Annotated in this window: 20 protein-coding genes; 15 read left to right on the plus strand and 5 right to left on the minus strand. The window is 48.9% G+C overall.

Annotation, left to right across the window (positions count from 1 at the left end; all coding sequences use genetic code 11):
* The first annotated feature begins 10 nt into the window (after window positions 1-10).
* On the plus strand, window positions 11-1,459 hold the full coding sequence (gene gucD, locus ACW9JV_RS03235; protein WP_457331301.1) for an alpha-ketoglutaric semialdehyde dehydrogenase GucD: 1,449 nt from the start codon (window positions 11-13) through the stop codon (window positions 1,457-1,459).
* Between the two features lie 79 nt (window positions 1,460-1,538).
* Here the strand turns inward: gucD and ACW9JV_RS03240 are convergent, their stop codons facing one another.
* On the minus strand, window positions 1,539-1,727 hold the full coding sequence (locus tag ACW9JV_RS03240) for a hypothetical protein (RefSeq protein WP_457331303.1): 189 nt from the start codon (window positions 1,725-1,727) through the stop codon (window positions 1,539-1,541).
* A 221-nt stretch (window positions 1,728-1,948) separates the two neighbouring features.
* On the opposite strand from ACW9JV_RS03240, the gene ACW9JV_RS03245 reads away from it, so the two are divergent.
* The 7 genes from ACW9JV_RS03245 (at window position 1,949) to ACW9JV_RS03275 (ending at window position 9,588) form a co-directional block, all read left to right on the plus strand.
* A complete protein-coding gene (locus ACW9JV_RS03245) occupies window positions 1,949-2,278 on the plus strand; it encodes a helix-turn-helix domain-containing protein (protein ID WP_457331305.1) in 330 nt (109 codons plus the stop codon).
* Between the two features lie 90 nt (window positions 2,279-2,368).
* On the plus strand, window positions 2,369-3,979 hold the full coding sequence (dcuS, locus tag ACW9JV_RS03250) for a DcuS/MalK family sensor histidine kinase (RefSeq protein WP_457331308.1): 1,611 nt from the start codon (window positions 2,369-2,371) through the stop codon (window positions 3,977-3,979).
* A complete protein-coding gene (locus tag ACW9JV_RS03255; RefSeq protein WP_457331310.1) occupies window positions 3,976-4,683 on the plus strand; it encodes a response regulator in 708 nt (235 codons plus the stop codon). Before dcuS ends, ACW9JV_RS03255 begins: the two co-directional genes overlap by 4 nt.
* Window positions 4,684-4,823: 140 nt before the next feature.
* Window positions 4,824-6,503, plus strand: a complete 1,680-nt coding sequence (locus ACW9JV_RS03260; RefSeq protein WP_457331312.1) for an SLC13 family permease — start codon at window positions 4,824-4,826, stop codon at window positions 6,501-6,503.
* A 123-nt stretch (window positions 6,504-6,626) separates the two neighbouring features.
* Window positions 6,627-7,163, plus strand: coding sequence for a hypothetical protein (locus ACW9JV_RS03265; RefSeq protein WP_457331314.1), 537 nt, complete (start codon window positions 6,627-6,629; stop codon window positions 7,161-7,163).
* Window positions 7,164-7,487: 324 nt separating this feature from the next.
* Entirely contained in the window at window positions 7,488-8,171 is a 684-nt protein-coding gene (locus tag ACW9JV_RS03270) for a response regulator (RefSeq protein ID WP_457331316.1), read from the plus strand.
* Complete coding sequence (locus ACW9JV_RS03275; protein WP_457334549.1) at window positions 8,164-9,588, plus strand: HAMP domain-containing sensor histidine kinase; 1,425 nt, start codon at window positions 8,164-8,166, stop codon at window positions 9,586-9,588. Before ACW9JV_RS03270 ends, ACW9JV_RS03275 begins: the two co-directional genes overlap by 8 nt.
* A 13-nt stretch (window positions 9,589-9,601) precedes the next feature.
* On the opposite strand, the gene ACW9JV_RS03280 is transcribed toward ACW9JV_RS03275, so the two are convergent.
* On the minus strand, window positions 9,602-10,174 hold the full coding sequence (locus tag ACW9JV_RS03280) for a thioredoxin family protein (protein ID WP_457331318.1): 573 nt from the start codon (window positions 10,172-10,174) through the stop codon (window positions 9,602-9,604).
* Window positions 10,175-10,771: 597 nt separating this feature from the next.
* Between ACW9JV_RS03280 and ACW9JV_RS03285 the strand changes: the two genes are divergently transcribed.
* Both ACW9JV_RS03285 and ACW9JV_RS03290 read left to right on the plus strand, forming a co-directional pair.
* Window positions 10,772-11,062: a YrhK family protein gene (locus ACW9JV_RS03285; RefSeq protein WP_457331320.1), complete on the plus strand. Its 291-nt coding sequence runs from the start codon at window positions 10,772-10,774 to the stop codon at window positions 11,060-11,062.
* 54 nt (window positions 11,063-11,116) lie between these two features.
* Complete coding sequence (locus ACW9JV_RS03290; RefSeq protein ID WP_457331322.1) at window positions 11,117-11,689, plus strand: FAD-dependent oxidoreductase; 573 nt, start codon at window positions 11,117-11,119, stop codon at window positions 11,687-11,689.
* A 293-nt stretch (window positions 11,690-11,982) separates the two neighbouring features.
* Here the strand turns inward: ACW9JV_RS03290 and ACW9JV_RS03295 are convergent, their stop codons facing one another.
* Window positions 11,983-12,810: an HAD family hydrolase gene (locus ACW9JV_RS03295; RefSeq protein ID WP_457331324.1), complete on the minus strand. Its 828-nt coding sequence runs from the start codon at window positions 12,808-12,810 to the stop codon at window positions 11,983-11,985.
* A 182-nt stretch (window positions 12,811-12,992) separates the two neighbouring features.
* Here ACW9JV_RS03295 and ACW9JV_RS03300 point away from each other — a divergent pair, with 182 nt between their 5' ends.
* The 5 genes from ACW9JV_RS03300 (at window position 12,993) to phnE (ACW9JV_RS03320) (ending at window position 19,148) form a co-directional block, all read left to right on the plus strand.
* Window positions 12,993-15,605 (plus strand): endonuclease, encoded by a 2,613-nt coding sequence (locus ACW9JV_RS03300; RefSeq protein ID WP_457331326.1) that lies wholly within the window; start codon window positions 12,993-12,995, stop codon window positions 15,603-15,605.
* 98 nt (window positions 15,606-15,703) lie between these two features.
* On the plus strand, window positions 15,704-16,699 hold the full coding sequence (locus ACW9JV_RS03305) for a phosphate/phosphite/phosphonate ABC transporter substrate-binding protein (protein WP_457331328.1): 996 nt from the start codon (window positions 15,704-15,706) through the stop codon (window positions 16,697-16,699).
* Between the two features lie 95 nt (window positions 16,700-16,794).
* On the plus strand, window positions 16,795-17,562 hold the full coding sequence (gene phnC, locus ACW9JV_RS03310; protein ID WP_457331330.1) for a phosphonate ABC transporter ATP-binding protein: 768 nt from the start codon (window positions 16,795-16,797) through the stop codon (window positions 17,560-17,562).
* Window positions 17,563-18,363 carry a phosphonate ABC transporter, permease protein PhnE gene (gene phnE, locus ACW9JV_RS03315; protein ID WP_457331332.1) on the plus strand — a complete coding sequence of 267 codons (801 nt, stop codon included), beginning with the start codon at window positions 17,563-17,565 and terminating at the stop codon, window positions 18,361-18,363. It begins immediately after the preceding gene.
* The gene (phnE, locus tag ACW9JV_RS03320) at window positions 18,360-19,148 is read left to right on the plus strand and encodes a phosphonate ABC transporter, permease protein PhnE (protein WP_457331334.1); all 789 of its coding nucleotides are present in this window, start codon (window positions 18,360-18,362) and stop codon (window positions 19,146-19,148) included. The genes phnE (ACW9JV_RS03315) and phnE (ACW9JV_RS03320) overlap by 4 nt, the downstream gene beginning before the upstream one ends.
* Here phnE (ACW9JV_RS03320) and ACW9JV_RS03325 read toward each other — a convergent pair.
* On the minus strand, window positions 19,129-20,133 hold the full coding sequence (locus ACW9JV_RS03325; protein ID WP_457331336.1) for an LLM class flavin-dependent oxidoreductase: 1,005 nt from the start codon (window positions 20,131-20,133) through the stop codon (window positions 19,129-19,131). The two genes, phnE (ACW9JV_RS03320) and ACW9JV_RS03325, sit on opposite strands and share 20 nt — an antisense overlap.
* 97 nt (window positions 20,134-20,230) lie before the next feature.
* The gene (locus ACW9JV_RS03330) at window positions 20,231-21,367 is read right to left on the minus strand and encodes an MFS transporter (protein WP_457331338.1); all 1,137 of its coding nucleotides are present in this window, start codon (window positions 21,365-21,367) and stop codon (window positions 20,231-20,233) included.
* Between the last annotated feature and the right edge of the window lie 291 nt (window positions 21,368-21,658).

Consider the following 21,658-nt stretch of genomic DNA (forward strand, 5'->3'; position numbering starts at 1 on the left):
AGGCTTTTTCATGACAATCACTACAGAAGAGACGTACACCAATTTCATTAACGGCGTGTGGGAAGACACGCAGGAGGAAACGAAAGCGAGCATCAATCCGGCTCAACCGGAAGAAATAGTCGGTTACTATACCCTGTCCGGCAGAGAAACTCTGAATAAAGCGGTACAGGCAGCCGTTTCTGCCAAAAAGGGCTGGAGGAAGATGGCGGATCCGGCAAGGGGCAACATTCTGTATAAAGCAGCCGACCTTCTGGAAGCCCGTCTCGAAGAAATTGCCGAAACGATGACAAGGGAGATGGGCAAAACCTATCCGGAAGCAAAGGGGGAAACGATGCGCGGTGTGCAGATTCTGCGCTATTATGCCGGGGAAGGCATGCGTAAAACGGGGGATGTCATCCCGTCCACTGATCAGGACGCGTTGATGTTTACCGACCGCACGCCTCTAGGTGTCGTCGGCGTTATTACGCCGTGGAACTTCCCTGTTGCCATTCCCGTCTGGAAAATCGCTCCGGCTCTCGTGTACGGGAATACGGTAGTCTTTAAACCGGCTCAGGAATCGGCGGTGACCGCGGCAAAAGTGATGGAATGCATGGCGGAAGCCGGTTTTCCAGACGGCGTACTGAATTTTGTGACAGGAAGCGGATCCGTTATTGGACAGGGGCTGGCTGAACATCCGGAAGTAAACGGCATCACCTTTACAGGTTCGGAGGAAGTCGGACGTGGTATCGGGCAGACCGCTCTTGCCAGAGGAGCCAAATATCAACTGGAAATGGGCGGGAAAAATCCGGTGATTGTGACCGAAGACGCTGATCTGGACTTGGCGGTGGACGCCGTTATAAGCGGCGGACTGAAATCCACAGGACAGAAATGCACCGCGACCAGCCGGGTGATCGTACAGAGCGGTGTATATGATCGTTTTAAAGAAAAGCTTCTTGAGAAAGTGGGAGACATTAAAGTCGGAGACGGCATGAACGAAGACAGCTGGATGGGACCATGTGCCAGTGAAAGCCAGTTCCGTACGGTTACTTCCTATATTGAAAAAGGAAGAGAAGAAGGGGCGGAGCTGCTTATCGGAGGAAAAACCTTTCCGGAAGAGCAGGGATATTATGTTACTCCGGCTGTTTTTGACAAGGTGGGGGCCGATATGACGATTGCCCGTGAAGAAATATTCGGACCGGTGCTCGCTCTGATGAAAGCCGAAACGACAGAAGAAGCTATTGATATGGCTAATGACACGGAATACGGGCTGAGTGCTTCTATTTTTACAACAAACATCCAGCATTTTCTTTCCTTTATGGAAGATATCGAAGCCGGCCTCGTCCGTATAAACGCCGAAAGTGCAGGAGTGGAACTGCAGGCTCCGTTCGGAGGAATGAAAAACTCCAGCTCCCATTCCAGAGAGCAGGGGGAAGCGGCCAAAGAATTCTTCACCTCAATCAAAACCGTGCTTGTAAAATAGGATATGGTATAATAAACCCAACCTTTTGAAAGAAGGTTGGGTTTTCACTCATAAGGGTAATACTGTAAATAAGAGCAAGTTATGAGAATGAGCGGTATGGGTGCCGGCAGATTTCTTCGTAGGCGTCAACGACTTTTTGAAGAGTGTGCTTTTTGGTGCATGTCGTGACGTCATCTTGGTCGAGAATGGTCTGGGATAAAGATAAAAAACTGATGTGCGGGTTGGAAGAGGACATCAAAAGTTCCACATAGGGCTTGTCTTCGTTCACCGTCATCCCTCCTTTAAAGATTCAAGATCTGTCCATGTTCTGGTCAAAATCTCCATTTCAAATACATATTATCATGTAACATGTTTGTAATAAATGCTGAAAAAGTTGTGATTCTATTCCCTGTTTTTTAAAGACAAGCCGATGTAACTGCTTATTTGGACGGAGGGAGATACACCTGTCCCTGCTTTCATGATAAAGTAGAGAGCAAAGGAGGACTTCCCATGATCGGAGAACGAGTCGTCCGCTTCCGGATGAAAAGAGAGATGACGCTGGATGAGCTGGCATCGCGCACCCGGATATCCTTACAGTACCTTCATGATATTGAAGATAACAAATGGCGTTATCCATCTGTGGACTATATGGAACGGATCGCAGAAGTACTTGATGTAAAAATAGATGATCTTGTAGGACCAAAAACCGAAGAAGAGGAAGCTGCAGAACTGGATGAAAAATGGCTGGAAGTAGTCCAGGAGGCGATGTCATCCAATGTCAGCAAAGAAGAGTTTCAGAAGTTTCTGGAGTCCAGAAAGAAACATACGGAAAAAGGATGAAACGCAAACAGTCTTCAGCGGATGAAAAACACCTTCTGTTATGGGGCAGCAGGTGTTTTTGCCTGGAAAAAATAAAAGGAACGAATCCATATGATACATAGATTTAAACGGAAAAGGCCGCTCCAGCTGCAGACATGGATCACCCTTCTTCTGTCGCTTGTGCTGGTAACGGCGTTATGTGTGACCGGTGTGCTCATCGGCAGAGATGCTGCAAGCCATGCACGCCAGGCGCAGGTGGAAAAAACGATGGATATTGCTCATGCTGCTGCCCGTTCCGCTGTTGTCCGGGAGGAGCTTCAGGGGGAAGAAACAGGCCGCAGCATACAGCAGTATACTGAAAATGTACAGGAAGACACAGGGGTTGCCTATATTGTCGTCATGAACATGGATCATATCCGCCGTTCCCATCCAGTGGAAGAACGAATCGGCCAATATTTTGTCGGCAATGATGAAGACCGCGCTTTTGATGGAGAAACGTATACATCAACCGCTGAAGGAACACTCGGAGAATCTCTGCGCTCGTTCGTACCGATTGAAAATGGAGACGGACAGCAGATCGGCGTCGTCTCCGTCGGAATTCTGCTGGACAATGTCGAAAGTGTCATCATGGACCGGCAGAAAATGGTCTATATCGGTTCCGGTGCAGGGCTGCTGATTGGACTGGCCGGAGCGTTTTGGCTTGCCCGCAGGATTAAACAGACGATGTACGGGATGGAGCCGCGTGAAATCGCACATCTTTTAAAAGAAAGAGAAGCGATGCTTTCCTCGGTACGGGAAGGCATTATTGCCGTTCATACGAATGGAGACATTATTATTGTAAATGATGCTGCGAAAGCATTTTTTTATCGTACCGGTGTGACAACCGACCCGCTTCATCTGCCTGCCGCCTCTGTTATGCCGGAGTTCGGGCTTAAGGACGTGCTTGAACGCCGCCAGGGGGAATATGACCAGGAAATCATGTTTCGCGGCCATGCTGTTATTGTGAACCGGATGCCGGTGCTGGTGGAAAACCGGACCGCCGGGGCGATTGCGACGTTCCGGGAAAAAACGGAATTGACGTCCCTTGTGGAACAATTAACGGGGGCAAAATATTATGCCGGCAAGCTGCGTGCCCAGACGCATGAATTCATGAATAAACTTCATGTGATTTCCGCCATGATCCATACAGAATCCTACGAGGAATTAAAAGATTATATAAGCGGCATTTCTCAGTCCTGGCAGCAGGAAGTCGGTTCCGTTTCCAGACTGGTGAAAGATCCGGTGCTGGCCGGTTTTCTATTGAACAAGATCAATGCTGCGCGCGGAGAGGAAATTGATGTGGAACTGCTTGGGGAGGAGCCCCTTCCTGTTTTACAGCATACGGAGCGGATGGATGGACTGATTACGGTGATCGGCAATCTGTTTGATAATGCCGTGGAAGCAGTTCGTGAACGGGAGGGCGGAAATATTCGGCTTACCATCAACCATTTGGACGGCATCTTTTATTTGGCTGTCCGGGATAATGGAAAAGGAATGACGCCTGCTGAAAAAGAGCAGCTTCTCCACCCGGGCTTTTCAACGAAAGGAGCAGATCGGGGACATGGAATGGAGCTGGTCCAAAGAAGCATGAAGCATCTTGGCGGAGAGATGGAATGGTTCTCCGAAAAAGGGGAAGGAACGACGGTGGAAGTAACCATTCCCTATGAGGGGGGAGAGATATGATCCGAATCTTGATCGTAGAAGATGATCCGATGGTAGCGAAGTTTAACCGGATGTATGCAGAGAAAGTGGAAGGATTTGAGACGGCCGGTGTCGTGGAAAATGTTGATCAGGCGTGGACGTTTCTGGCACAGCAGGAGGTCGATCTGATACTGCTTGATGTTTACATGGAGCAGACGAGCGGCCTGGATATGCTGCGGGACCTCCGCAAAAACGATACGCCGGTGGATGTGATCGTTATCACCGCGGCAGATGATAATAAATCGGTCCAGACGGCGCTGCGTTACGGCGCGGTGGATTATCTTATCAAGCCTTTTGAATTCGAGCGGCTGCAGGAAGCGCTGAGACGATACCACCGTCAGCAGAAGATGATGCAGCAGGAAAATCAGGTGTCCCAAAAAGACCTGGATCCTTTTCTTCTGCATGATTCGGAGCATTCCGCGGTGGCAGCCGAGCTGCCAAAAGGATTAACGTCGTTGACGCTGTCGCGCATTACAGAAGCCGTACTGGCGGTTTCCTCCCCTTTTACGGCAGCAGATATTGCAGAAGCAGCAGGTATTTCGCAGGTATCGGTCCGCAAGTACCTTCATTTTCTGGCGGAGAGGGGGTTCATGGAAGCGGATATCAGGTATCAATCCGCCGGACGCCCGATCCACCAGTACCAAGTTTCCCCGGATCAATTGGAAATGTTGAAGAACCTGCATTGAAGGAGCTGTTCTTTTTTGAAACAGCTCCTGCTTTTTTTATTTATTAAAAGGTTAGGTTACTTAATTAAGGTATACGTAATTCGTTATGACATATATATTAAACGGTATAGAAAGCGTTTGCAGAAGAGGAGGAACCGACATTGTCCAATCAAAACGCCGTATCTGTCTGGAAGGGATTGTGGAACTCGCATACAAAAACAAAAAAGCTGCTTACCTTTTCCAGTATCCGGGAAGCAGCAAGTGCATCCGAAGGTCGGAACGAAAACAACCCGGCTGATTCCGGAGGTACCGGAAACACCGGTGGAAATGGCGGAGGTTCAGGAGATAACAATGGAAAACCCGCCTACACAACACCTCAGCTCGTCGGCCTCGTTCTCGGGCCGTTGCTTTTTGTGCTTGCGATGCTGTTTTTTCAACCGGAAGATCTGAACGCAGAGGCTCAAACGGTACTGGCTGCCACACTCTGGATTGCCACGTGGTGGATTACAGAGGCGGTGCCGATTCCGGCCACATCTCTGCTGCCGATTATACTGCTTCCGCTCTTTGGAGCTGTGGATGTCGATACTGTAGTGTCTTCTTACGGCAATGATATTATCTTTTTATTTCTGGGCGGTTTCTTTATCGCCGCTGCGATGGAAAAATGGAACCTTCATAAACGAATGGCATTGAACATTATTGATTTGATAGGAACAAGCACGAACCGTATTATCCTCGGCTTTATGACAGCCACGGCGTTTATCTCGATGTGGGTGTCGAATACGGCGTCTACGATGATGATGATCCCGATCGGCATGGCGATTGTCTATCAAGTGACGGAAGCCCTGAAACAGGAAAACAAAGAAACCGATCTGAAAAAATTTGAAAAAGCAATCATTTTCGGTATCGGGTATGCCGGAACGATCGGCGGCCTCGGTACGCTGATCGGAACGCCGCCGAACAGCCTTCTGGCCGGTACCGTGGAAGAACTTTACGGTGTGGAGATTTCGTTTGCCGGATGGATGGCCTATGCTGTTCCAGTCGTCATTATCCTGTTAATCAGCGCCTGGATTTATTTAACGAAAATCGTATATCCGATCAGCATGACATACCTTCCCGGAGGACGGGACCTTATCAAACAGGAGAAATCGGCACTCGGCCGCATCGGTATGGAAGAAAAAGCCGTACTCGGTGTATTTGTTTTCGCCGCTTTTATGTGGATCACAAGATCATTCATTTGGCAGGAAATGCTTCCGGGCATCAGTGACGGTATGATTGCTGTAACGGCTGCCCTGCTGCTCTTTTCTATTCCATCTGTACATCCGGAAGAAACAAAGGTACTCGAATGGAAAGATTCCAAAGATATCCCATGGGGTATTCTGCTTCTGTTCGGGGGCGGTCTCGCGATTGCGTCCGGTTTCGAAAACACAGGTTTGTCCAACTGGATGGCGGAGCAGCTGACGGTGCTTCAAGGAGCGAACTTTGTTCTGATTGTATTGATTTCTACAGCACTTGTGCTTTTCCTGACGGAAATCACCTCCAACACGGCAACCGGAACAATGATTCTGCCTGTTGTGGCTTCCCTTGCCGTGGCGCTGAACATCCATCCATATGCGTTAATGGTACCTTGCGCGATGGCAGCCAACTGTGCGTTTATGCTTCCGGTCGGGACGCCGCCGAACGCCATTATATTCGGTACCGGAAAACTGAAAATCATACAGATGGTTAAAAACGGATTCTGGCTCAACGTTCTCGCTATCATTCTTATTGTGCTGGCAGTGAATCTTTATCTGCCGGCGGTTTGGGGCATCGATCTGCAAAGCATCCCCTCACAGTTTCAATAGCTCTCCGAAAAAATTTTAAAAGAAATGTTTGGCTGACATTCAGCTGACATCTTATTCTCTTAAAGTAAAAAATGTGATCGGCACGGAACCGGTCACGAAGATGACATTCAGGAGGGAAGCGAGGTGCTGTGGAATAAACAAGGCAACTATTTACTGGCATCTGTATTATCTATCGGCTTGATAGGTGCAGCGCCGGGAATGGCAGAAGCGGAGAACACCACCGCCGCCGATTCAGTAACCAGCGATCAGGCTTCACTCGAAGAAACCGGCTTTTCTCAACAAGCAGATGAAAGCCAGACTGCGTACCAGACCAGACGATCCATGAAGACAGAAGACCTCGAACACTACGCGGAAGTACTTGGCATTGACACAGAAAACAAGGATATTTATGAACTTTCGCACGAAGTAAAAGAAGTAGCCGTAAAACAGCGGGCCAAAGAGTTGGGGATTGCAGCGCTCGGAAAAGACCTCGACACCTTGACCGCTGAAGTCCGGGAAGCCGTTCTGACGGAACGAGCCGTTGAACTCGGCATCAATATCCGGGACAAAAACATGTCAGACCTTGTCCATGAAGTAAGAGAAAAAGAGCAGCAGACAGATACGGAACCATCAGCTTTAAAGGATTATCTCCCCCCTTTGAGTGATGAAACTCTGTTATAGTAAAACGCAGCCAAGAGGCTTTAGGTTGAAGCCGCGAAAAATATGCATACGGGAAGTTTTTCCCCTTTTGAAGCATACCATCATGTTTACCCCTTGCATGCATGGAGCTGAAAAACCGGAAAAGAGAGAAGCGGAATGTCCCCCAGCATTCCGCACTCCCCCGCCGGCACGCAGCAGCCGGCAAAGCGATAAAGCAGCTGACTTTTTTCATTGACCCCCCTTTTAAATATAGAAATCCCTGATGCGTATCATCAGGGATTTCTTTTGTATAGATGGCTTTCTCTTCTCCATATCTTATATAATAGTGGCAAGGAGTGACCTGTTATGCAGAAAATACTGATCATAGAAGATGAACCGGCTATCAGCAAAGTGCTGCAGGCTTATTTTCAGAAAGAAGGATACGAAGTCATTTCCATTCTGCATGGTGATGAAGCGATGCCGGCATTCCGGGAACACAGACCGGATCTGGCCATTGTAGATGTGATGCTTCCCGGACAGGACGGATGGAGCATTCTCGAGGCCATCCGGGAGGAGTCCGCGGTTCCGGTCATTATGCTGACCGCCCTTGGAGATGTCAATTACCGTTTGAAAGGCCTGGAAGGCGGTGCGGATGATTATATCAGCAAGCCTTTTGATTCCAGCGAAGTTGTTGCCAGGGCAAAAGCAGTTCTGCGCCGATCGGGATCGGTGCTGCAGGAAGAGGAAGTCAATCATTACGGCAGCCTGACCATCAATCAGAAAGCCCATACGGTGAAGCTGAACGGGGTCGATGTGCCGTTGACACCTCGGGACTTATCACTGCTGTTGTTTCTTGCCCGGCATCCGAACCAGACCTTTGACCGCGAGCAGCTGATCGAGCGGGTGTGGGGAATGGATTATGAAGGAAGTGACCGTGCTGTGGACCTTTCCATCAAACGTATCCGTAAATCCCTGCAGAACTGGCCGGAATCCGAAGGAGAAATAAAGACGCTGCGGGGATTGGGGTATCAATTCTGTGTTTATGAATAATAAAGGTACGAAAATTTCTCTTCTTCGGTACTGGACGACCCGCTATTTGATCACGTTGGTGCTCGGATTGATTGTTGTCGGTATCGTATCGGTATTATGGCTGAGGCAGACCAATCTTGAGCACCGTCTGGATATGACCAAATACCTCGGCCAGGAAATTTCCGACCGGTTTGTCGAATCACGGTCGGGAGAGATGGTGCCGCAGGAGGGCATTTTTGACTACATCGAACAGCGGCAGAATATTGTGGATACAGAACTCGATCCTATTATTTATATTGTGGACCGGAGCGGGAGAATTCTGTCGAATCCGTTTGAGCGGAATCCGTTCACTTTTGACATTTTTCCGGTGAGTATATTGGAAAATAATAATAGCGTCCAGCGCATCCAGCTGGCGTCCGGAGAATCTTCCTACCTGGTGAAAACCCCGATTGAGGGGGAAAGTGGTATCGCCGGCTGGGTGGTTATTATACAGTCGACCGGTCAGCTTGCCCAGATGAATGAAGAGTTCCGCCTGCTCGCGATTATGCTCGTATCGCTTGCCTTGATTGGATGGGCGGTAATCTATGTTCTTTCGAAGAGACTGTCGAGACCGATCCAGGATGTGGCGGCAGCGGCCCGGCACGTGCAGGAACAGGATTATGATTTCACTCTTCCGGCAAATATCAAAGAGCGGGAAGTACATGAACTCGTGCATTCTTTCCGGGAGATGTCAGGACGGCTGCAGGAACTGGAAAAACTCCGCTCGGAGCTTCTGGCAGGCGTCACCCATGAGTTGAAGACTCCGGTAACGTCCATGACGGGATTGATCCAGGCTGTCCGGGACGATGTGGTCAGCGGGGAAGAAGCGAAAGAATTTCTGGATGTATCACTGAATGAAGCGAACCGGATGAAAACGATGGTGGCGGACCTTCTGGAATTTAATTCATTTTCTGCGCACACGGTTCCGATATCGGCGGAGGAATATAATCTGAACACACTGCTAACCGAAATTATTCATCAATGGGAAGTGGCGAATGACGAAGAGACCCTCGAGGTGTCCCTGCATCTGCTGGAAGATCCCGTGTATGTAAGCGTTGATTCCATGAGACTTCAGCAGATCATCGTAAATCTGTTGAACAATGCAAAGCAGGCGCTGAACGGGACAGGTTATATTGATGTGATGCTTTATGAGAAAGATGCTGAAACAGCCGGTGTTGATATCGTAGATAACGGACCCGGCATTTCAGCAGAAGAACAGCATTTGATATTTGAACGGTTTTTCCGGGGGGAAAATAAAAAATACAACAGTCACGGCCTCGGTCTCGGTCTGCCTTTCAGTAAAATGATCGCAAGAAGCATGAACGGCGATCTTGTCCTGATGGAAAGCAGAGAAGGAAAAACCGTCTTCACCCTTGAACTGTCGAAGGATCAAGCGTGAAGACGGCGTCCGGTTACAGCTGCAGCAGCTGGTTTGTCAATTCATATACAACAAGCTTTTGATAGCCGCTTCCACTGCCGTACCGTGCCTGGATGCCTTCATACGCCGCTTTCTTTGCTTCGTCGGCCTGTGGATCGCCGGGTTCAAAGCGGCTGCGCTTATACGCGGCCATCGGTTCCTGCACATAGGCCGGGCGTGGTCCCCACGTGAACAGAACATCCCCTTCGTTATTGGTGATGATGACTTTCGGTACGGAACGTCCTCCCATCGTTAAAAAGTGTTCCATCAGGTCGTCGTGTTTTTCCATAATAAACAGCTCTACCGGAATACCGGCCTGCTTCATGACTTCCAGAATGGGGCCGAGATTGCGGTGGACATCTCCGCACCAGTCACCGGCGAGGATGGCGCAATGAAGGTCCTCCCGGTTCTGAAGCGGTGTGAGTGCGGAGGCATCGTGTTCATTCCATGTAAACAGTTCGTACCATCCATCAAGGGTTTCGCGGTACCGGCGGTTCATGCTGTCAAGAAATGCTTCGGCTTCTATTCCCGTGCCGAGTTTGTCATAAATGTTTTCAGGTGAAATCATCGTATCCCTCCCTGCCATGAAGTCTACCATGAAGCAGACAAAAATGAAAAAAATATCATTCTGACATCATGCTGACACACGAATATCTTATGATAACAGTATAAGGATAGCAGACATACACATTCACTATCCTGTCCCCCTTTTTGATAAGGAGACGCGAGCATGTAAGCCCCTTCTTCTGGTGAACATGATAATTCCTCCTTTTTATACAGCCGGTTTTCCTCCGACTGGACTGATTTTCGCCATGAAGCTAACGCCCATGTGTCTCCTTATCCAGATAACTCCCCGATGGCAGCGATCGGGGAGTTATTTAATGCCAGAGAGCTGCTTCCCGGAATGCCCTTATAGACACTTTTGGGAGTAAAGTGTCTATAACTTCAGGATAGGAACCACAATATGTTCTCTTTTTCCCTTAAATGTCTGGAACCTATAAATACCGGACAATCTAAGCACCACCTTTTTAGATGATGTCCACTAAAATTGTGTAGTGGACATTTTCAGATGCAGCCTGTCCGGTCATGCTGCTTCATGTTTGGAAAGCTGTACGGGTTGGGAAAAGCTGATATATATATATCACGTATAGGAGGACAGGAGACGATGGGAAAAAACAAGTCTCAGGAAAATTTCGTAGATATCACACTTGGACGGTTTGAATTTTTCTTTCAGAAAAAATACACGGTGCTGAATACGGTAAATGATTTTCTGCTTGGTTTATGGTTTTTTATCGGGAGTTTTTTCTTCTTTTCCGAATCGCTGAAATCCATCGGGATCTGGTTGTTTGTGATCGGAAGTTTTCAATTGATGGTGCGTCCCACGATTCGGCTTGTTCATGACTTTCATTTGCAGAAACATGTCGAACAGAAAAATAAAAAACAGGATTCATCATAGAAAGAAACGGGTACACAAACAGGTGGAAGGAACAGCATAAAGGAGGACTTCGTAATGTACGACGTAATTATTATCGGCGGCGGACCGGCCGGTGCCAGTGCCGCTATTTTCACAGCGAAAGCCGGAAAATCGACGCTTGTTCTGGATAATGATCAGAGCATGACGAAAGCGGCGTGGGTGGAAAATCACTACGGCGCTCCGGAAATCGAAGGTCCTGAACTGCTGAAAACGGGCCGGAAGCAGGCAGAGAAGTTTGGTGCGGAGTTTGTTGATAAGCACGTAACCAAGGTGGAAAAAAACGATAATCAGAGGGTGAAAGTGGAAACCGATGACGGTGAGTACGAAGCGGTTCACGTTATTTTGACAACCGGCGGCAATACGAAACTGGCGGAGGCCTCCGGTATGAAAACGACAGAAGGAACAGAACCCAAAATCAAGTCGATTATTGATACCGATGAACGGGGCAAAACAAGTGTGGAAGGCGTCTGGGCTGCAGGCACAGCCGCCGGGGTAAGTGTTCATACGATTATTACCTCCGGAGACGGTGCCAAAAAGGCCATCAACGTACTTACCGAAATGAACGGCGAACGTTATGTCGATCACGACGTGCTAAACGCAAAATCATAAATCTTCAACCCTTGCTATGGCAGGGATTGAAGAAGAGATGCTTCCGGTGATCACAATAGATTGCCGGAAGCGTTTTTGGTTCCAGCTCTTTGTTCCATTTTACATTGGTGAAAGGAAGAAAACGTTACATGGAATGGTTTATGATTCCCTTTTCCCTTTCTTCTCTAAAAAGACGTAAGTATGAATGAATCATCCTTACGTTTTCCTCTATCGGCTGCTCCCATCTGTCTCTATGAACCTTTTATGACTCCTTTTACTCTGGAAAGCAGTGTTGAAACGTCATCAACTCCCGGCTATCTATCGAGAAGCGGAAAGAGTTCGTGCAGGGTGGAAATTCGTTCGGTTCCGGGACGAACCGGGGTTCTGCCCTGCGGGTCAATCAGAACGGATGCCATGCCCAGGTTTTCGGCCGGGACAATATCATTCAGATAATTGTCGCCGATGGAAACGACCTCTTCCGGTGCCGCTTCATATGTTTGCAGAATTGAGCGGAAGTGCGCTTCGGTACGGGCCGGCTTTGCCGCTCCCGGTATCACTTCGTCAAATACATCTTCCAAGTCCAATGTCCTAAGCAGCTGTTTCACGTCTCCGGCTTCGGAATTGGTTAACAGTACCAGATGCATCTGATTCCCTAGCTTTTCGATCGAAGCGCGGCGTGACAAGTCTTCTGCAAACTGAAAATCCTCCGTCTGCATAAAAGCTTTTGTCTTTTGATACGCGTCCCGGGTCGAACCGGTCCCGTGATGCTTTGCCGCCGCGGCCGGCAGCCACCACCCGTCTCCGACTGCTATCATGGAATCGAAATCGAAGGTAACCGGAGAGGTGTAGGTATCCTTATTCTCCGTTTCTTTCCCTTCCCAGGTCCATATCCTTGTAACAACATACGATGCCGGGTCTACTTCCAGCACGTAATCGTTCTGTGCATCATATACCCTCCCGACTGCCACCGGGTGATCTCCCTCCAGCATCTTTTCATAATCTCTCCAGAATGAAGGCTGTTTCTCCGCCGGCAGCTTTTCTGCCAGCCGCTCCGCGTAATATCTGAAATGGCTGGTGTCCTCATATAAGGTCCCGTCCAGATCGAACACAGCGATTTGTAAAAGGTTCCCGGTAAAAGACAATAGAAATACCTCCAGGTTGAAAGGATGAATAGAAAACAGAAAAAAGTGTCATTCATTTACTTTACTTCACCCACCATCCATTTTCCACCGTCTAAAAGAAAACTTAATGTTTTATTCATACTGCCTACACATTTTTTTTCTACACTGGATGTTGGAAGAAATATGATTAAGGAGGAAAAATAATGCCGAGAAAAGGGAGAAAATGGGTTGCTTGTGGATCGCTGGCTTTCAGCATGATGCTGCTGCCGGAATTGATCAATGCAGAGGGGCCGGAGGATCCCGCACCTTCTTTGGAACCGGAAAACCCGAACGGCCAGTCTGTTTTGTTTGATAACACACACGGGCAGACGGCAGGTCAGGCAGACTGGGTAATAGACGGGGCATTTTCTGATTTTGCCGAAGGGATTGCGGATAACGGATATGCAGTGGACGAGCTCCGCCAGAGTGAACCGATTAGTATCGACGATCTGGAACCATATGACGTGTTTATCATCCCGGAAGCAAATATTCCGTTTAAAAGCGGAGAACAGGAAGCGATGGCTGAATACACAGAAAACGGGGGAAGCATCTTTTTCATCTCGGATCACTATAATGCAGACCGGAATCTAAACCGCTGGGATTCCTCGGAAATTATGAACGGTTACCGGCGCGGTGCCTATGATAATCCAACCAAAGGAATGGAAGAAGACGAGGTCTCCTCGGAAGCTATGGAAGGAGTGGAAAGCTCGGACTGGCTCGCCGATGAATTCGGTATTCGCTTTCGATATAACGCTCCGGGAACCGTGACAGCTGATCAGATTGAAACACCGGAGGAAACATTCGGCATCACCGAAGGGGTGGAAGAAGCAGCGATGCACGCCGGATCCACGTTAGCAGTAACCGATCCTGAAAAAGCCAAAGGCATCGTATATCTTCCGGATGGATTGACAGAAAGCGATAAGTGGGGACCTTCTGTGGATGAAGGTATTTATCACGGCGGCGGAGAAGAAGAAGGGCCTTTTGCTGCGATTGCCAAAAAACAGGACGGCAAAGCAGCATTTATAGGTGATTCTTCTCCGGTCGAGGATGCTACACCAAAATACCGCAATGAACAAACCGGGGATCCTAAAACAACCTATGATGGTTTCCAGGAAGCCGATGATGCCGAGCTGCTCTTGAATATGGTGGACTGGCTGGCAGAGCAGGAAGACTACCAGACATTCAATGAAACGAATATTACATTGGATGATCCTTCTCCGCTCCTGTCAAAAGAAATTCCAGAACAGTCGGAGCAGCCGGAACCGGAGCCGTGGTCCCAGCCTGATCCGGGATATGAGTGGTATGATCCATCCACCTTTGCAAACGGCGCATACGGAGCAGAAGAAGATCCGATCCCGGAGCCGGAATACGGCTTTGAGTACCCTGATATGGTACCGGCAGGTGAAACGTTTACCCTGCAGGTAAAGGTCGACGGCCTGAATCCGGGACAGACGGTATCGGGGTACGACACCGGCATCTATCTGGACGGTGGACAGCAGGTGGCAAAGGTGCAGAATGAAGATGGCAGCTGGCCTTCCGGTTACGGCTACAGCGGAGAATTTTCGCTCACCGCAGATGAAAACGGGAAAGCAGTAAAAGAATTAACCATGCAGATACAGGAAGGAACAGAAGGGCAGGCAAATCTCCGTCTTCGGGAGTCAGGAAACAACCTGTATACGACCACCATCACGATTGGAGAAGATGGTGGGAATGGTGGCGGTGACTCAGAGCCGGTAACGATACACGAAGCCCGTGACAAAGCTGATGGGAACGAGGTAACTGTGGAAGGTGTTATTACTTCCGAACCCGGAACGTTCGGAGGACAGGGTTTCTATCTACAGGATGAGACTGCGGGGATTTATGTATTCCAGCATGACAGCAGTTTCGAAAAAGGGCAGAAAGTCCGGATGACAGGAAGTCTCACAACCTATCAGGGAATGAAAGAGATCGAGAACATTTCTTCCATGGAGGTACAGGGCACAGAAGATCTGCCGGAGTACGAGACAGTCGACAGGCTTGACGGAAGCAGCCAGGCAGAAAGGATCACGATCGAAGGCGGGACCATCGAAAATATAAAAGAATATTATAATGCGTTTGAGTTCGATCTTCAGGTCGATGGGAGTGTTACCAGAGTAAGGGTGGATAACAGAACAGGCATTGCCTTTGAAGATTTCACTTCGACGTTTGAAGAGGGCAGTCAGGTATCGGTATCCGGTATAGCATCTATTTTCGGTGACACGTACCAGCTTCTCCCACTGCAATTGGACGATATCGAATCGTACGGCACCGCTCCGGAAATTATGGATCTTTCTGAAACTGAATTTGATATTACGGAAACGGCAGAAATTCCGATCGAGGTAAAAGATGAAGATGGAGGAGCTGTCACCGTCACAAGTGAAATAAATGAAGAAACATGGGACGGTGCCCCGATGATTTCGCCGCTGCAGCTTACCCCGGGGGAATACGAACTCGTTGTTACTGCTGAAGATGAAACAGGATTGACAGATCAACGCTCATTCTCCGTGGACATGGTGCTCAGCCTGGATCAGCTGGATGAACTGATCGAACTAGGAGAGAAACAGGATTACATTAAGGACGCGAAAACAGCGGAACGGCTCGAGAAAAAAGCCGAAAATGTACAGCAGGCCAAAAATAATCCTTCCAGAGAAGGGAAATGGCGCGCCCTGCGTCATCAAGTAAAAGCGCAGGCGGGAAAAAAAGTGGACGAGACATTTTTGTCATACATGGAGGAACCAATGGAATTTACAAATCATTAATAAACTTCACATAAAAAATATTCCATAATAATACTCCGTTTACAAATGATTGTTACCTTTGAAAGGTATGATGACTACATGAATATGGGGGTAAAAAAATGAAAAAATTCACACGTACCGGTTTTACCTTACTGTTTTCTCTCGGCCTTATGGCTGCCTGCGGGGAAGGCGGCGGAGAAAATACTTCCGGGGACGGAGGCAGTGAAGATACAGGATCGGGAGGAAATGGAGAAGAAGCGGAAGCGTCCGGTGAAGAACTGGACGAGCTGAGCGTCCAGTTTGTCCCGTCTCAGAATGCAGATACACTTGAAGCGAAAGCCAAGCCGCTTGAAGGGCTGTTAAGCGATGAACTGGGTATTCCCGTGAGTGTCAGCGTGTCCACGGATTACAACACCATCGTTGAAGCAATGGGTTCTGATCAGGTGGATGTCGGTTTTCTTCCTCCTACTGCTTACGTACTGGCTGAAGAACAGGATGCAGCGGAAGTCATTCTGCAGTCCCAGCGTTACGGTGTAAATGATGATGGCTCAGCGACAGAAGAGCTTGTGGATTTCTACCGCTCGATTTTCATCGTTAGAGAAGATTCAGACATCCAATCGGTGGAAGATCTGGAAGGGCGCCCTATCGGTTATCAGAACGTGACGTCGTCCGCCGGCTTCGTTTGGCCTGCAGCGACACTGCTGGACGCAGGCATCCACCCGCTTGATGACGTCGAGCCGGTCACGCTGAAAGGACACGACCAGGCAGTCATTTCCCTTCTTAATGGAGATGTCGATGCTGCGGTGACGTTCCAGGATGCCCGTAATATCGTTTCCGGAGATTATGAAAATGTGTTTGAAGACACCCGTATTATTGAATTTACAGAGAAAATTCCAAATGACACGGTCACTATCCGTCCGGAAATCAATGAAGATATGAAGCAGGCGGTAACAGATGCCTTTATTGAAATCGGAAAAAGCGACGAAGGACGGGAAATTATCCGCGACATTTATTCCCATGAAGGATACGTTGAATCTGAGGACAGCAATTTTGACACGGTCCGTGAATACGAAGAACTGATAAGTACGGAAGTAACACAGGATTCCGAGAACTAGACATAAAAGACAATAAGTATAGGCTGGAGAAGGAAGGCTGCCGGAATCATGCCGGTCGGCCTCCTTTTACTACCTGAAGAAAGCAGGGGAGACGTTTGATAGAGTTTAACAATGTTTCAAAAGTTTATCCAAACGGTACAAGCGCGTTAAACGATGTGGATCTGCGGATTGAAGATGGAGAATTTGTGGTTGTTGTCGGCTTGTCCGGAGCGGGAAAGTCGACTTTTCTGCGTTCCATCAACCGCCTGCATGAAGTGACGAAAGGGGAGATTCTCATAGATGGAGAATCCATCACAAAAGCACGAGGCGGCAACCTGTACCGGATGCGTAGAAATATCGGAATGATCTTTCAGAATTTCAACCTTGTGCGCCGTTCCTCGGTGATGAGAAATGTACTGTCCGGAAGGGTGGGATATCATTCCACGCTCCGTATGATTCTCGGTCTGTTTCCGCGAGCGGATAAAAACATTGCCATGCAGGCGCTGGAACGGGTGAATATGAAAGAGAAAGCCTACAGCCGGGCGGACGAGTTATCCGGTGGACAGCAGCAGAGGGTATCCATTGCAAGAGCCCTGGCTCAGGAAGCCAAACTGATTCTCGCGGATGAACCCGTTGCGTCTCTTGACCCGATGACGACAAAGCAGGTGATGGATGACCTGGCTCGTATTAATAAGGAACTGAATATGACCATGGTGGTCAATCTTCACTTTATCGATGTAGCCAGGCAGTATGCCACGAGAATTATCGGCCTGCGGGCCGGTGAAGTTGTGTTTGACGGACCGGTTGAAAAGGCAACCGATGCGGTGTTTTCTGAGATATATGGACGGCCCGTCGAAAATGATGAAATGCTGGGGGAGATGTAAGTGAAGGAAGAACCGGTTCCATTATCCAAGGCAGCACCTTTACCGCCATCTAAAACAAAACCAGTACTGACTATTGTTATTGTACTTCTGCTTGTCATAGGAAGCGGGTGGCAGATCGGTTTTTCCATCACAGATTTAACAACCGGTCTTCCGGAGATGGGAAATCTGATCGTGCAGCTCATTCCGCCGGATTGGAGTTATTTTTCGGAAGTTACGTCACCGATGATGGAAACCATTCAGATGGCTGTACTCGGAACAACATTCGGCGGGCTGATTGCTTTTCCACTTTCCATGCTCGCTGCCAGTAATATATTTCACACGAATTGGATCACGGTCCCGTCCCGTCTTCTTTTGAATTTGATCCGGACGCTTCCGGAGCTTCTGCTTGCGGCGCTGTTTGTTGCCATTTTCGGCATTGGTCCGGTTCCCGGGGTTTTTGCGCTGATGCTGTTTTCCCTGGGAATTATTGCGAAGCTGTTTTTTGAATCGGTGGAAGCCATTGATGCGGGGCCGATGGAAGCGATGACAGCTGTTGGTGCCAATAAACTGAAGTGGATAATGTTTGGTGTTGTGCCGCAGGTGATGTCATCGTTCATGTCCTTTTTTCTGTATGCGTTTGAAATCAATATCCGTGCAGCAGCGGTGCTGGGACTGGTAGGGGCAGGAGGTATCGGCCTTTATTATGAACAGAATCTTGGTTTTTTTGAATATGCGAGGGTCTCTACCATTATTATCTATTCGCTGATTGTCGTTCTGCTGATTGATTTTCTCAGTACCCGGATAAGGGAGAAATTACAATGAAACCACAAGGATTATGGAAACGAAATACCAAAAGAATTCTCATCGCTACGGTCGTGCTGCTGATTTACATATGGGCATTCTCCGGTATACCGGTTATTCAAATCAAGGAAACGTCGGGAGAGGTGTTTTCCTCTATCATGGCGGGGATTTTTTCGCCGGATTGGGGGTATGTGTATGACCCGGCCGGGGAGGATCTGCTGAGGACACTACTCGAGACGCTCGCCATTGCTCTTTTGGGGACATTCATTTCAGCGCTTCTCTGTATCCCTTTTTCTTTCATGGCAGCGCGTAATATTGCCAAAACGAAATTCATGGTGGGAACGAGTAAGTCTGTCCTCAGTTTCATCCGTGTGTTTCCGGATATTGTGCTGGCTCTGCTCTTTATTAAAGCTGTCGGCCCCGGACCGTTTGCCGGTGTGCTTGCGCTTGGCATCGGGGCCGTCGGCATGCTCGGTAAGCTTATTTCAGAGAGTGTGGAAGGGATTGATTTAAGCGCTAGAGAAGCGCTGACCGCGACAGGCGGCAATCCGGTAAAAACGTTCATGTTCGCCGTCGTCCCGCAGGTGCTCCCGAACTTTTTCTCGTTTGTGCTGTACCGGTTTGAAGTGAATTTACGGGCCGCCACGATTCTTGGTGTGATCGGTGCGGGCGGTATCGGAGCTCCTTTAATCTTTGCGTTAAGTGTGCGCGACTGGGAGCGGGTCGGTATTATTCTGCTGGGTATCATTGTGATGGTTACCATTCTCGATGCCATCTCCAGCCGGATCAGAAGTCGTCTCGTCTAAAGGCGTCGGCCAGAAGGTGGAATGAATGTTTTTTCTTTTCAGAATCGTAGATATTGGTGATGGCCATGATTTCATCGATGTGATAGAGCTCTGCCAGGCGGCGGAGTTCTTTTTTTACCTGCATTGGTGTGCCGATAACGGCGCGCTTCCGGTTTTCCTGAATTTTGTCTTTTTCTTCCGCTGTGAGAATCGTGCGGGCGGCTTCTGCCGGGGACGGAATTTTTGTGCTCCGTCCTTTTTCCACGTTTAAGAGCCACAGATCCTGGGTTTGTGCCAATTCTTCCGCTTCGGTTTCGGTATCGGCGCAGACGACAAACACACAGGCCGTCACAGCTGGTTCCGGCTGGCGGGCTGACGGCTGGAACGTTTCCAGGTACGTCTCCACAGCTTCTTTCCCGTTTTCCGGCTGGATGAAATGGCCGTACGCAAAGCCGGTACTGTTTGCAGCGGCATGGCGTGCGCCCCGGCTGGATAAACCGAGCACCCATGTCTGCGGCAGTGTATCAGTGAGTGGGGAAGCTTTGATGGATGCGTATGGATGGTCCTTGGGAAGGGAACCATCGATAAATCCCTGCAGATCAGTCAGCTGCCTTGGAAATTCATTCATGCTTTTGTTTACGCCGTCTGTCAGTGCCAGCCGGATGGTCTGCCCTCCGCCCGGCGAGCGTCCGACACCGAGATCAACACGTCCGGGAAACAAAGCTTCGAGGACTTTGAAGTTTTCCGTTACTTTATAGGGACTGTACTGCGGCAGCAGCACACCACCGGAACCGATCCGGATCGTATCGGTAACAGAGGCGATATGGGAGATCAGGACTTCCGGTGAACTGCCGGCAAGACCAGTGGTGCTGTGGTGCTCCGCTGTCCAGAAACGGGTGAAGCCGAGTGCTTCTGCATATTGGGCCAGTTCCGTCGTCTCCCGCAGCGCCTCCGCGGCATCCGAGCCTGAACGGATGGGGGACTGTTCTAGAATACTAAGTTTCATCGCGGGTTCTCCTTTTCCTGAAAATCAATGCAGAAAGATATGCTCATTGTAATAGAGGAGAACAGAAGCTTCCAGTATACTGCCTGACGGTACAGGGTTATTTCTTGATTTCTTTAGGGCCGAGAATCATGGCCAGAATACCGATACCTCCATATATGCCGAATGTCCACGAGAAATTGAAAGAGCCGATCAGTACTCCTGCCGCGGATGAACCTGCTACCTGCCCGACCGCAAGCAGCAGAAACGGCGTCCCGATTCCGAGTGATGCGTTGGAAATAAACACCCGGATTCCCCAGACCATCAGCACGCCGGTTATAAAGATGTACGAAGCGCCGAATAAAGCGGCGGAAAGATACGCGAGCGGCCACTGTGATGGAAACAAAGCAAGCAGCAATGACGCTGTGCCGATCACAAAACTTGCCCATTTGTAGGCAAACGGCAGTCCCAGTTTTTCAATCAGAGAACCGGAGAACCCTCCCAGTATCCCAAAAGCACCGATAATGATCCAGAAGCTCGACTGTGCTTCACTGGAATACATATTCGTAGAGGCTATGAAATCAACGGAAAACGTCCAGAAAGCTGAGGTGGATATTCCGAGGACGATGGAGCAGATAATTAAGGGAACTGCCCCTTCTACGCCCCGGAACGAGAATGTCCCTTTTTCAAACTGAACGGAAGGATTTTCTCCGAGCGGTGGTACAGCTTTTGCGTTCCATACAAGCGCAGCCAGTGCGATGGCGGCATAAATCAAATAGGTTAACCGCCACTCCGATGCAAGGACAACGGCTCCTGTGCCGGAAAAAGCAAGGCCGAGACTGGTCCCAGAATTAATCCAGGTATTGGCTTTCCCCTGCAGTTTTTCCTGGAGCCAGAGCGAAATGGCTGCGCCGTATGGCGGGGAAACAAACCCTGTACTTGCGCCGGCAAGCAGCACCCCGGTACCCAGAAGCCATACGTTGGGACTGAAGGCCATAATAAGCAGCCCGAGGAAAGCAGAAGCACCGGTGGCAAGGACCATGCCGCGCGGTCCTCTCTCTGTTGTATAAACGGTGGCAAATACGATGGCAAAGCAGTAAGAAAAATAAAAAAGCGAAGAAATGATGCCTGATGTAGAAGGGTTCATTTCCAGATCCGTGCTGATATTCGGCAGCAGTAAACCATAGCTGAACCGGGCCAATCCGTACGCAACGGCAATCATCGTAATGCCCGGCGGCACCAAAGTTGAAAAGCGCATGTTGTTCCATCCCCTTTTTTTATATAGAACGACCTTTATATTTTATGGAAAAATAAATACGCCATGCTATATTTTAAGATAACGAATTTAGATAGAACGTTTATTTTATTTTACTTGATAACGATCGATGAACACAAGCCGATAATACCCTTCTTTAAGTGTCAATCACATCAACAGCATTAATATGACGTAAACAGTTAGCTGTATGTCGCCTTTTGCTAGTTACAAAACAACATTGGATTGGTAATATGATAACTATCCTGCCAACAGGGGAGACAAAGGTCACGCTAA

The organism is Salibacterium sp. K-3 (genome assembly GCF_054052005.1).